General features: G+C 37.6%; 14 protein-coding genes. 13 read left to right on the top strand and 1 reads right to left on the bottom strand.

Annotated elements, in window-relative coordinates:
• The first annotated feature begins 42 nt into the window (after positions 1-42).
• From GVV19_RS01765 to GVV19_RS01755, 3 genes are all read left to right on the top strand, one after another.
• The gene (locus tag GVV19_RS01765; RefSeq protein WP_159645077.1) at positions 43-678 is read left to right on the top strand and encodes a hypothetical protein; all 636 of its coding nucleotides are present in this window, start codon (positions 43-45) and stop codon (positions 676-678) included.
• Positions 679-828: 150 nt separating this feature from the next.
• The gene (locus GVV19_RS01760; protein ID WP_159645075.1) at positions 829-1,395 is read left to right on the top strand and encodes a hypothetical protein; all 567 of its coding nucleotides are present in this window, start codon (positions 829-831) and stop codon (positions 1,393-1,395) included.
• 13 nt (positions 1,396-1,408) lie between these two features.
• On the top strand, positions 1,409-2,017 hold the full coding sequence (locus tag GVV19_RS01755; protein ID WP_159645073.1) for an ATP-binding cassette domain-containing protein: 609 nt from the start codon (positions 1,409-1,411) through the stop codon (positions 2,015-2,017).
• A gap of 515 nt (positions 2,018-2,532) precedes the next feature.
• Here the strand turns inward: GVV19_RS01755 and GVV19_RS01750 are convergent.
• Positions 2,533-3,210: a helix-turn-helix transcriptional regulator gene (locus tag GVV19_RS01750; protein ID WP_159638528.1), complete on the bottom strand. Its 678-nt coding sequence runs from the start codon at positions 3,208-3,210 to the stop codon at positions 2,533-2,535.
• A 319-nt stretch (positions 3,211-3,529) separates the two neighbouring features.
• On the opposite strand from GVV19_RS01750, the gene pflB reads away from it, so the two are divergent.
• The 10 genes from pflB (at position 3,530) to GVV19_RS01700 (ending at position 11,870) form a co-directional block, all read left to right on the top strand.
• Positions 3,530-5,755: a formate C-acetyltransferase gene (gene pflB / locus GVV19_RS01745; RefSeq protein WP_159638526.1), complete on the top strand. Its 2,226-nt coding sequence runs from the start codon at positions 3,530-3,532 to the stop codon at positions 5,753-5,755.
• Positions 5,742-6,488 (top strand): pyruvate formate-lyase-activating protein, encoded by a 747-nt coding sequence (gene pflA, locus GVV19_RS01740; RefSeq protein WP_159638524.1) that lies wholly within the window; start codon positions 5,742-5,744, stop codon positions 6,486-6,488. Before pflB ends, pflA begins: the two co-directional genes overlap by 14 nt.
• Positions 6,489-6,625: 137 nt before the next feature.
• Positions 6,626-7,006 carry a GntR family transcriptional regulator gene (locus GVV19_RS01735; protein WP_159641553.1) on the top strand — a complete coding sequence of 127 codons (381 nt, stop codon included), beginning with the start codon at positions 6,626-6,628 and terminating at the stop codon, positions 7,004-7,006.
• Positions 7,007-7,008: 2 nt separating this feature from the next.
• The gene (locus tag GVV19_RS01730; RefSeq protein WP_159641554.1) at positions 7,009-7,560 is read left to right on the top strand and encodes a hypothetical protein; all 552 of its coding nucleotides are present in this window, start codon (positions 7,009-7,011) and stop codon (positions 7,558-7,560) included.
• Positions 7,561-7,574: 14 nt separating this feature from the next.
• On the top strand, positions 7,575-8,189 hold the full coding sequence (locus GVV19_RS01725; RefSeq protein ID WP_159645071.1) for a hypothetical protein: 615 nt from the start codon (positions 7,575-7,577) through the stop codon (positions 8,187-8,189).
• Entirely contained in the window at positions 8,182-8,919 is a 738-nt protein-coding gene (locus tag GVV19_RS01720; RefSeq protein WP_159645069.1) for an ATP-binding cassette domain-containing protein, read from the top strand. Before GVV19_RS01725 ends, GVV19_RS01720 begins: the two co-directional genes overlap by 8 nt.
• Positions 8,912-9,751 carry an ATP-binding cassette domain-containing protein gene (locus tag GVV19_RS01715; RefSeq protein ID WP_159645067.1) on the top strand — a complete coding sequence of 280 codons (840 nt, stop codon included), beginning with the start codon at positions 8,912-8,914 and terminating at the stop codon, positions 9,749-9,751. Before GVV19_RS01720 ends, GVV19_RS01715 begins: the two co-directional genes overlap by 8 nt.
• A gap of 15 nt (positions 9,752-9,766) precedes the next feature.
• On the top strand, positions 9,767-10,444 hold the full coding sequence (locus GVV19_RS01710) for a hypothetical protein (protein WP_159645065.1): 678 nt from the start codon (positions 9,767-9,769) through the stop codon (positions 10,442-10,444).
• Between the two features lie 17 nt (positions 10,445-10,461).
• Complete coding sequence (locus tag GVV19_RS01705) at positions 10,462-11,142, top strand: hypothetical protein (protein WP_159645062.1); 681 nt, start codon at positions 10,462-10,464, stop codon at positions 11,140-11,142.
• A gap of 17 nt (positions 11,143-11,159) precedes the next feature.
• On the top strand, positions 11,160-11,870 hold the full coding sequence (locus tag GVV19_RS01700) for a hypothetical protein (protein WP_159645060.1): 711 nt from the start codon (positions 11,160-11,162) through the stop codon (positions 11,868-11,870).
• Positions 11,871-11,877 lie beyond the last annotated feature (7 nt).

Below are 11,877 nucleotides of genomic sequence, written 5' to 3'. Positions count from 1 at the left end.
GATGTCATAATTCGACTAGGAGGTAAAATGAGGTTCAAACCAATGAGACTCAAACTAATTAAGATTGGATGTATCGTAATTCTTGTAAATGTGCTTAGTTTCAACGTAAGTTTTTGGACGTCTTCACTGAGTCCACACCCGGGAAATGGTCCATTTCAATATGTTGTTCTACAAGAAAGCGCAACAACTGATTTGTACCCATTGATAATGTGGGTCACGATTGGTATTGCTTTGTATCCTATCTACGGAATATTTCATTCTCAAGCAGTATCGAGTATGGCAATCCGAATTGGGTGGGAAAATCTGTATCGGCGTAGTATCGTAAAGATATTTTTAAGTGCGTGTATCATTCGTTTTCTAACTGAATGTCTAAACATCGTTGCAGTGCATTGTTGGAATCCATTTACTTTAGAACCGTTTCAGATTGAATCGCTATGGACGATGTCAGAATTAATTAATCATGCAAATACTGGTATTGTTTTTGCACATTGGATACTTGCGTCGGTGGGAACTGGGATTTATGTTGTATTCGTATTTCTGATGGCAGATTACATTCGCAATGCGTATATCTATATTCTTATACCAATAATCCACAAATTCTTGAGTGTGTTTATATACATTGCTGCTTTTACATCCTTGGTTACGCTAATCCCAACAATTGCTGAAAAAAACCGGTGAGAGCGATATTATCAATCGTTATGCCATCTTCAATCCTATCACCTGGGACACACTATGGCTATGTACTTCAAAGTTTCATATCAGCCTCAGTACTCTACGTTCTTGTGTCGTACATTCTCTATCGGTTTACATTGAAACGGAGAAGGCTCTATGGGTAAATCATGGATCAAAGTAAAAAAATCACGATACCTTGTTTGCTACGTGTTTGCAGTGTGTTATTCGATGTACGTCCTCTACCCTCACATTAGTACAATTCCGAAAGCAGAAGAAAAACTAAAGGTGGAAAGCTTTATTATGAGTGCTAATATTATTCCTATGTTAGTGACAACATCTTTTTTCACTTACCTAATCCACAATGCGCGGTTGATTAAACGAATGCGAGATTCTATTCAAATTCGAATAGGGAAAGATGCTTTGGATAAAGCGCTATGGGTACAAGCAGTTTTTGATACGATGATGTATTGCATCGTTGGATTTGGTCCCCTCATCATAATTGGTTGGGGTGGGATTTATGAGAAAAAGCTTGTGCTAATATTCGTAGGGTGGATTGCGATATGTATGTTTTTATGGTGCCTCGTCATTAACGTGTCTATATTTTTCAAAGGGATTGCCTCGGGAATAGTACTCGCACTTCCTATCGTGATGAGTCTAATGCTTCATTATTCGAATATTAATGTAAAAGTTGTTGAGTTTTTGTCCGGTATCACCTTGACATAAGAAAGGAAATTCAATGAGAAAAAGCGTATCAGTTAAATCTTTGAGAAAGTCGTTTAAGGGAACGATGGTGTTGGATGGGTTAAATTTAGAAATAAAGAAAGGGGCATTAGTTCATATAAGAGGTGGTAACGGTTCTGGGAAATCGACACTTTTGAAATTAATTGCTAAACTCATCGATCCTGATTCAGGCAGTATTTATGTAGAAACCTCTCAAAAAATTGGTGGTTTAATCGAAAATCCAATGTTCATTGAACATGAAACAGCTCTATTCAATTTACAGTTTTTGGCGGAGTTAACAGGAACTTTTGATTGGGAAAAAACCCGGAATCTTATGCAACAATTCGACCTTGAAATAACAAGCAAGAAACCGGTTAAGAGCTATAGTTTGGGAATGCGTCAAAAACTCGGGATTATTCAAGCAATTATGGAGAATCAAGATTTGATTCTTCTGGATGAGCCTACACGGGGTTTAGATAGAAAAAGCGTCGCTGCGTTTAATGAGATCATTGAGTCACTGAGAGATGCGAAAAAGACATGTATTATCTGTGCACACGATGGTGTATCGAGTATTGATTTTGACGCTGTTTATGAATTAGAGTACGGAGAAATTCGTGAGATATAAGTTTGGTAAGTATAAATCATATTTACTAGTTCTTTTAACAAGCCTCTATACATTATTCTCACCAGAGATTACTAGACAATTCCAGATGCTTCACTTTGGTATGTCGGAGCTGCCAATCGACACATTTGTCATCATTTGTACAATTCTGTTTGTAGGGTTATGTTATGCAGATACGGTATATCAGTATATTCAGATGGAAATTCCGTTAAAAATCAGATTAAATGAAGATGAGTATTTAGCACTGATTTTTCGAAGGAGTATAAAAACTCTGGTAAGTTTAGTCTTTCTTCAACTAGTTTTGAATGAGTTGATGATGACGACATTAATGCTAGTGAGAACCGTTCTGATGCACTGTGTATATTATGCAACGATCATGCTTTTAATGCGGATGCGCAAATATATGGGCAACTCGATAAGTGTAATCGTGATGGTTTTTACATTCATTATGTACATTTTTCGGATTGTAATCGTAATGATTGGATAAATAAAAAGGCACTCGACGAGTGCCTTTATGCTTATTGATCTTTAGCCTTAACGTTTTGTAGGTAACGGTAGACTGTGGGTTCAGATATTTTAAGAATGCGTGCAATTTCAGGAACGGCACCTTTTAGCAAGAAGAAGCCACTATCGTAAAGAACTTCGATGGTTTCAAATTTATCATCTTGTTTAAACTTATCAACGGGAATGCCTTTCGCTACTGATAGCTCAAGGACTGTATTCTCGGCCATCTCTTCAATTGATCGAGAGAATGATTCGGGGATTGCGGATTGTTCTTCAGGTTGGTGTTGTTTATACGTACGAAGTAATAACTCAATAGCGTCCATACTTTGATTCAATTGCTTGAATACTGCTTCATCGGTGTTAACACAAATCATTCCGAATAGCTCACCATCTTTACGTAAGTAATACGATGCAGAACGTAATTGCTTGTGTTCACGGTTGCTGACTTCACGATAGTGGATCGTGTAATCGACGGTCTCATTAATACCTGCTTTCAGAGCGCGCAACACATAATCTGTTGCTGGGGCACCAATTTCGCGTTTCGTAATGTAATTGTTGCGGATTGCAACAACTGAAGAATCAAGATTGGTAAGATCGTGCAATACGATTTCTGAATTTTTTCCTAACAATTCAGCTAAAAAATCGATCATTGGAATAAAAGTTTCTAAATATTTTCGGGCGTCAACAGACATCGACACTACCTCCATTCATGTGCTCTTATTATATAAGAAAACGCTATCTGTGACAACACAACTCAATAAGCCAAAGTTTGTGATTTAGATATACAAGTGGATTGCATATAGGCGATAATATCCAGTTGTGAAGCGGTATCATCAGCTTTCCGAACAAACATTGTGAAAATATAAACTTTATTATCAAATGCGTGTAAATCAAACAAAGATTTGATGTCTGATTATCAAAATAACGGAAATGATAAAAAATAATCATCAACACACGGAAAACCCATTATTCCTTTGGTAAGATAGGGGTAGAAACAAAGGAGATGTTACTATGACAAAAGCATGGAACGGATTTAAGCCAGGTTCATGGCAAGAGGAAATTAATGTTAGAGACTTCATTCAACAAAACGTTACACCGTATGAAGGCGATGACAAATTCTTAGCACCAATTAGCGATAATACAGATCGCCTATGGAATAAGAGTTTAGAACTGTTAAAAGAAGAGGTTAAAGTTCGCGTACTTGACATCGAAATGAACGAAATGTCAGGAATCGACAACTTTGGTCCTGGTTACATCATCAAAGAAGACGAAGAAATTGTCGGACTTCAAACTGATGCTCCTTTAAAACGTATTATCAACCCTTACGGGGGAATCCGTTTGGTGGACAATATCCTAGATATCTATGGCCGCAAACTTGATGATCAAACAAGCCATTTCTGGCATAATTATACGAAAACACATAATGCAGGTGTGTTTGATGCGTATACACCAGAAATTCGTAAATACCGTACAACAGGATTACTTACAGGTCTTCCAGATGCATATGGACGTGGTCGTATCATCGGTGACTACCGTCGTGTAGCGCTCTATGGTATTGACTTCTTAATCGCTGAGAAGAAAAAAGATTTAGCAAAAATTCGTAAAATTAATGCTGAAGGCATTCAATTACGTGAAGAAGTAAACGAACAAATTCGCGCATTAGCAGAAATTAAATCGATGGCTTCAAAATATGGTTTCGATATTAGCCAACCTGCAGTCAATGCAAAAGAAGCTATTCAATGGACATACTTTGCATACCTTGCAGCAATCAAAGAAAACAACGGTGCTGCAATGTCACTTGGCCGTACTTCATCATTCTTAGATATTTATATCGAACGTGATATCGCCGCAGGCGAAATTACAGAGATGGAAGCACAAGCTTACATTGACCAATTTATTATGAAATTACGTTTAGCACGTCACTTACGTACACCAGAATATGATGACTTATTTGCAGGTGACCCTACATGGGTTACGGAATCAATTGGTGGTATGGGACAAGATGGTCGTACTCTTGTAACTAAAAACTCATTCCGCTACTTACATACATTAACAAACTTAGGACCAGCACCTGAGCCAAATATGACAGTGCTTTGGTCAGAAGACTTACCAATCGGATTCAAACGTTACTGTGCAAAAATGTCTATCGAAACTGGAGCAATCCAATATGAAAATGATGATATTATGCGTCCAAACTTTGGCGATGATTACGGAATTGCATGCTGTGTTTCAGCAATGGAAATTGGAAAACAAATGCAATACTTTGGGGCACGTACAAACTTAGCAAAAGCATTACTCTACTCAATGAACGGTGGACGTGATGAAGTTAAGGGCATTAAAGTAATTGATGATGTTCCAGAAATGAATGATGAAATATTAGATTATGACAAAGTTATGGCAGTTTACGATGATGTCTTAAAAGAAGTTGCTGCTGTCTACGTTGATACAATGAATATTATTCACTATATGCACGATAAATATGCATACGAAAAAGGTCAAATGGCACTTCACGATACAAACGTAGAACGCCTCATGGCATTTGGAATTGCAGGGTTATCTGTTGCAGTCGACTCACTTTCAGCAATCAAATATGCAAGTGTCAAACCAATTCGTAACGAAGAAGGAATTGCAGTGGACTTTGAAGTTGAGGGAGATTATCCAAAATACGGAAATGATGATGATGCAGTTGACGCAATTGCAGTTGATCTCGTTGAGCGTTTCTCAGGATACCTCAAAGAACATGAGTTAATTCGCAATGCAAAACACACACTTTCAATTCTTACAATTACATCAAACGTTGTTTATGGTAAGAAAACAGGATCAACACCTGACGGACGTCAAGCTGGAGAGCCATTTGCACCGGGTGCAAACCCAATGCATGGACGCGATAGCTCAGGAGCACTTGCTTCATTGAACTCAGTTGCGAAAATTCCATATGCAGATGTTTGTGAAGATGGTGTTTCAAACACATTCTCAATCGTGCCTCAAGTATTAGGTAAGAGTGAAGATGAACGTGTCAATAACCTTGTTGGTGTAATGAATGGATACTTTAACCAAAAAGCACACCACTTAAATGTAAACGTCTTGAACCGTGAGTTATTGGAAGATGCAATGCAAAATCCAGAAAAATACCCACAATTAACAATCCGTGTCTCAGGATACGCAGTAAACTTCAACCGTCTATCGACAGAACAACAACGTGAAGTTATCAGCCGTACCTTCCATGAAACAATCTAGTCGTACAGGCTACATTCGTAAATTTGAAACTATGGGGATGGTGGATGGCCCTGGAATAAGAACGATAGCGTTCTTATCTGGCTGTCCCCTTCGCTGTCTGTTCTGCCACAATCCAGACATGTGGAAAACAGATCCAAAAGATGCAATCACAGTCGATGAGTTAGTCGATAAACTCAAACGTTATAAACCTTACTATGGAGAAGAAGGGGGCGTAACATTCTGTGGTGGAGAACCTCTTAATCAACCGGAGTTTCTATACGAAGCCATGAAAGCATGCAAAGCTGAGGGTATTAGCACATGTTTAGATACATCAGGATTTGGAAGACCAGATACATTTGATGATATTCTAAGCGTTACCGATACAATTCTCTATGATATTAAAGGTTTAGAAGAAAAAAAATATCGAGAAATGACCGGCGCGCCCCTTCGGGTAACCCAACAATTTCTAGAAAAAGCGCAAGCCCACAATGTTCCTATTTGGATTCGTGTTGTTATTGTTCCAGGTTTCCATGATACATATAAATACATGGATGAACTTGCAGATTACATCGCGCCATTGAATAATATTGAACGAATTGAATTATTGCCATATCATACAATGGGTGTAAATAAATATGAATTGATTGATAAAGAGTACCCACTTGATGGCGTACCTGCAATGAACAAAGATACTGCTATGGAGCTGCAAGAATATTTAATCAAGAAAGTAGCGACAATTCGTAGTAATTCATAAAATCAAAACCTCACAACATTTGGTCTTTTCCAATGTTGTGAGGTTTTTTATTTTTTCTTATTTTGGGGCAACTGTATCTAACGCATATTGACACTGTATATATACTGTGTATATAATGTATATACAAGGAGGACATCATGCAGATATATATTAAAAATAATGACAGTAGGCCCATATATGAGCAAATTGTGACGCAAATACGTGATCAAATTGCGAATGGATCGTTAGTGCCTGGAACGCTGATGCCCTCGATACGGCATTTGGCGAAAGAATTGAAAGTAAGCGTAATTACGACAAAGCGAGTCTATGAAGAACTAGAGCGTGAAGGATTAATTCGAACAGTTCCTGGAAAAGGGAGCTACGTTGCTGAACAAAACAAAGATTTTATCCAAGAGAAGTACCTATCAGAAATTCAACAAAAACTGGAAGAAGCATTAATTCTTGCGAAGACGGCAGCGATAGATTATAAGGAAGTTTATGAGATGTTGCAGATTTTAGAAGAAGAGATAGGAGAATAGATATGGCAGGCGAACTCAGTATTCAATTAAGAGAACGATGGGGAACAATTATCGTTCGTATTATCCTTTCAATATTTATCTTTCTTCGTACAATAAGTGGTAACAATGATTCAAGTTATTTTCCATTTTATATTGCATTCTCTGGGCTAACAACACGTTTGTTTAAAAAAGAAGGGCAATTATCATATTTTGCACTCCCAATAACACCACGTGATCGGACCGTGGTTACGGTGGGGATTGCACTAGTGGAAGCCTTATTCGTGTTATCGATACTATCCTTAGTAGGGAATAGTGCTACAAGTACATTCTTTATGACTGGCATAATTTTGGGGTGGTCCTTAGTTGAAGGATCATACATTAACATCAAAGGTGTTAAGAAAAAAGGCACCGAAAATGAAGTAGCATTTGGATTCGTCGCATTCTTCGTATTTGCCTTTCTGGGCATGGTTTTCAACAGTATTGTGATCTTTGGAGCGGGAGCTATAATCACTGTAGTGCTATACGGATTCTATTACATCTACAAAAGAAATAATTTTACAAAGTTTTTACAATAGAGGGGGAGAAGATAATGAGCGGGCAAATACAGTATTTACTTCAAAGTAAACATAAATGGCGAAGAATAGTCATCATTGTTTTAGTAATCAATGTTTTGCATTTAGTACCCTTGTTCTTTGTGCAGGAAAGATCATTAATAAACTATTATACAAGTGCCGGAGAATGGTTGATTTTGTATGGTATATATATGACTCCAGCAACTGATGATTTTTATGAAGTAATGCCACTTTCGCTTTGGGATCGCATCCTAGGAACTATAGTATTTTCGTCGCTAGTTGCACTTGTTATAACATCCCTAATCGAGCTACCGTGGATCTACTTCGGATTTAATTACTACTTCAATTTTTTCAATCAATTATTCGTTTTCTTTGGTTATTTCTTTTTATCGATGAGTTTGTATAAAACTCCTGTTAAGAAAAATGATACTATAGGAAAAATATTGGAGGGGATATTTGCAATCGTAGCAATTATTGTGACTACTATGTATCTCTTCAATACTATGACAATGCATCTCCAGATGACACGTAATTATGTAATTGGGGCTTTAGCGCTAATTGTTGGAGTTTATATGCAATGGAAAGAAAATCGATATCAGGTTTGGAACCAAGGGGGAAACAAATATGAATAAGGGGCTTGTAGTACACGACATAAAAAAAGAATATCAATTACTTCAAATTGGACCGATATCTTTTACATTACCACAAGGAATCTTGGGCCTCTTTGGCGGTAATGGATCTGGGAAAACCACAATCATCAAGATGCTCATGGGAAATCGTGATAATAAACAAGGAAGTGTGGCGTTTGATGGAGTCGTGGATTTCAGATCAACCTTAGCGTATATACCGGACACATTTCCTTTTAACGATAATCTCACGGCCAATGCAGTCCTAAAAATTATGAAAGCTGTTTATAAAGATACGTGGAACGAAACAGCCTTTGAGTTCTATTCACAGAAATACGAGTTGCGATTGGACAAGAAAATTAAAACGTTGTCCTATGGATTGCAACAGCGGTTCTTAATGGCCCTTGCACTATCTCATAATGCAAAACTACTAGTATTTGATGAACCGACGACAGGGATTGATCCAGCCACCCGGCTGGAGATCATGGAAGATCTCTATGATTATGTATTCGAACATAATGCCACCGCCATTATCTCAACACACCTCGTCCGTGAATTGAGTTCAATGATTGATTTTGTCGCATATGTAGAACAAGGTCAAATGCTAATGTTTACTGATATTGAATCATTTCAAGACCAAGCTAAAAATCTTTTGGAATTGAGAAATGTAAATTTTGACAAGATAACTGTAGAAAGTTTTGTTGAGCTGATGCAAGGAGGAATTCAACGTGATTAAACTAAACGAACTAATTAAAGAAAGAGATGCTATTACAATTGGTCCCCTTAACTTTGCAATACATCAAGGCGAACTAGTTTTACTTGCGGGGAAAAATGGAAAAGGTAAGTCCACGACACTAAAGGTCATGGCAGGAATACTAGAGCCGAATGGTGGGAGCATTACATATGATGACCTCGCCTATTCAGAATATATAAAAAATCATACAGTTGCATATATGCCGGATAAAACGCCATTTCCAAGCGATGCAAACTCCTATACAATCCACGACATACTAAGTGTAATCTATCGAACCTACGATAAAAAAACCTGGTATGAGAAAATAGCGAACTATAAGATACCTATCAATATCAAAGTAAATGACTTATCGAAAGGGCAATCTCGCATGCTTATGTTTGCGACTGTTCAAGCTGTAAATGCAGATGTTTGGCTTTTAGACGAACCAACGCTTGGTTTGGACACTAAGTCCTTAAATGACACAATTTCCGGAATACAGGATTACCTCATCGATGAATCAAAAACGGTCGTAGTAGCTACCAATAATGTTGAAGATTTTGAGCGGATTGCAGACCGTATCATCTACTTCAAAGAAGGTCAGATTCAATTCGATGCAGCTCCGATCGAAATTATCGAGCGGTTCAAGCTTTGGCAAGGAGATGCTGATGACGTACCTTTGGCAGGTGTTATTAATACATGGCGCCATGAATTCGGAACGCAAGCATTAATTGATACACATATAAATAATTCTCTTGATAACCTTGAACTATTATCTCTAGAGAAAATAATGTACTATCTTGAACGGAAACCAACACGTCGATTTATGACAAAATGACAGGAGGGAACTGTGATGTATTCTTACCTACGCATTCGTCATCCCTACAGCGTTCTTAGTATTATCCCTTTTACGGTTGTGAGTTCGATAACGATACAACTTTTGATTTTGATAAGTATACCTAGCGGACTTCCAGAAGACCATATAGCTTATTTTGAGGTCCTTGGACAGGTTTTAGTCGCACCGTTTATTGTTTATGCGATGTGTGAGAATATACGTAACCGCTCACTGACACTTGATATGCAGAATTACATAGTGGGGGCAGGTATTCCAAAAAAAGAAATCGTAGACGAGTTTCGGAAATATATTTACGTGCATGCAATGATATCGAGTGGATTTAACAGTATGCTCCTTTTATTTTCCTATGGCGGACCAGTGAGTGTTGTGCGAGTCATGCTTGCAGTGGCAATGTTAGTTGTTCAATGTATCGTTCACATATTACTGGCGAACGCAGTAATTGGTAATCTTATGAGTGTAGCGAGTGATGAGCATGCGAATCAGCGTAAATCTGTCATCACATTTCTAATGCTGGGCTTGATTGCACTACTCTTGCGCTACGCAAAGGTATCCCATCAAGACAGAATGATATTCGTTTGGTTTGTAGCTGTTGGATATCTTATTTATTGCATGTTAAAGAGCAACGGAAATGGGCTGAATGCAAAGCAAAGCTATCTAGATGCTGACATTGGTTAAGGAAGGAAGACTGCGATATGAAAAAATATTTGAATATGAAGCATCCATTCTTACTTTTTGGAAGTAGTATTGGAATAGTGTTAATAATGATGGTTTTAAGATTGGGATCGAGTATGACTGTGGAACGAAGTTCGTTTGTAATGTTGTACATGGCCATTGTGATACCTGCGGTAACTGTGATTATAGCAAATGCACATGTTATATCCCAAAGTCTTACGTTAGAACTTCAGTCTTACCTAATAAGCGCGGGACACTCCAAAGAGGATATCTTTTCCGCACATCAGTGGCAAATGAATCGCTTACTATGGCTTTCAACTGCAGTCACTGGGGTATGTTTTGGATTACTCTATGACGTAGAACCGATGCTAAGAGTTAAAGGAATAATTTTAGTTGTTATTCTCTCATTATTATTAGGTCTTGTTTGTCTGTATTACGGAAGTAACGACTTATCTAATGGAAAAATAGCTAAAGATAGAATTTCAGGGCAAGATCGATGGCTTAGCATCACTGCATATATTGTAACTATGTCGATAATCTATGGCATAGATTTTCTGGTCGAAACGTATAACCTCAATAAGAACTTATTGGCTGTATCATTAATATTAATCATGTTAGTCATGCTAGTTGGGACAACAATCCACCGAATGACTCGAAGTTTAAACCCCAGAAAAACATATCTTGAATGTGACATCTCTTAAGGGAAAGGAAAAGTGATATGAAACAATACTTAAAAAAATACCACATTGCTTTATTTGGTTTCACAGTAATCATGTCTCTAATGATTTCATTCGTATTAGGAATGGTATCAACGTTTAAGGACTATCAAGTTGTCGGAAATCACGTGGTTGAAGTTGAGGGTAACAACTTAATTATGTTTCTATCGATTGGAGTTCCATTTCTATTAGTTCAAAGAGCGGCGGGTACTATTTTCTCTTCAAGTCTTCAACCCAAAATGCAAGCATACCTGTTAAGTGTCGGGATGAAAAGAGAAGATATGTACCGCGCAGCCGAGATATATTTAAAAAAACTTGCATTAGCGCTAATTCCACCAACAGCTTTGGGATTTCTATTGTTTTACAATGTACCGGTTCAACAACGCTTACTATCTGGCTTAGTGGTCATTATCTTATCAGCTATATTAGTATTTATGTTCATTCCATACTTTGTGTTTGGAATAAAGGATGGGACTAAATCTGAAGATGATAAGACAACATTCGAAAAAATACTGCAAGTTGGGGTGGTGGTGATACTATTCTTCGGGTATGAAGTTTTGAACAGTCTTGGCAAGTTACTGAAATTGACAGATCTTCAACGAAATATAATGGTACCTCTAGTCTATGGCGTAATTATTCTGGCAATTGTCGTGAAGCTATCGATTCGAGGGAAAGTGTCGAAAGATGCGTTTGTTAGGATGGATGTAGATTAGGAGGAAA

Origin of the sequence: Erysipelothrix anatis, from assembly GCF_009828745.1 — a bacterium.
Lineage (GTDB): Bacteria > Bacillota_I > Bacilli_A > Erysipelotrichales > Erysipelotrichaceae > Erysipelothrix > Erysipelothrix anatis.
Note: the sequence above shows the minus strand (reverse complement) of the source record. Positions and strands in the feature narration are given on the sequence as shown.

Bases quoted from the DNA above. Each gene is read 5' to 3' on its own strand.
- GVV19_RS01765 (WP_159645077.1), top strand. From the start codon at position 43: ATGAGACTCAAACTAATTAAGATTGGATGTATCGTAATTCTTGTAAAT.
- GVV19_RS01760 (WP_159645075.1), top strand. From the start codon at position 829: ATGGGTAAATCATGGATCAAAGTAAAAAAATCACGATACCTTGTTTGC.
- GVV19_RS01720 (WP_159645069.1), top strand. From the start codon at position 8,182: ATGAATAAGGGGCTTGTAGTACACGACATAAAAAAAGAATATCAATTA.
- GVV19_RS01710 (WP_159645065.1), top strand. From the start codon at position 9,767: ATGTATTCTTACCTACGCATTCGTCATCCCTACAGCGTTCTTAGTATT.
- pflA (WP_159638524.1), top strand. From the start codon at position 5,742: ATGAAACAATCTAGTCGTACAGGCTACATTCGTAAATTTGAAACTATG.
- pflB (WP_159638526.1), top strand. From the start codon at position 3,530: ATGACAAAAGCATGGAACGGATTTAAGCCAGGTTCATGGCAAGAGGAA.
- GVV19_RS01730 (WP_159641554.1), top strand. From the start codon at position 7,009: ATGGCAGGCGAACTCAGTATTCAATTAAGAGAACGATGGGGAACAATT.
- GVV19_RS01705 (WP_159645062.1), top strand. From the start codon at position 10,462: ATGAAAAAATATTTGAATATGAAGCATCCATTCTTACTTTTTGGAAGT.
- GVV19_RS01750 (WP_159638528.1), bottom strand. From the start codon at position 3,210: ATGTCTGTTGACGCCCGAAAATATTTAGAAACTTTTATTCCAATGATC.
- GVV19_RS01725 (WP_159645071.1), top strand. From the start codon at position 7,575: ATGAGCGGGCAAATACAGTATTTACTTCAAAGTAAACATAAATGGCGA.
- GVV19_RS01755 (WP_159645073.1), top strand. From the start codon at position 1,409: ATGAGAAAAAGCGTATCAGTTAAATCTTTGAGAAAGTCGTTTAAGGGA.
- GVV19_RS01700 (WP_159645060.1), top strand. From the start codon at position 11,160: ATGAAACAATACTTAAAAAAATACCACATTGCTTTATTTGGTTTCACA.
- GVV19_RS01735 (WP_159641553.1), top strand. From the start codon at position 6,626: ATGCAGATATATATTAAAAATAATGACAGTAGGCCCATATATGAGCAA.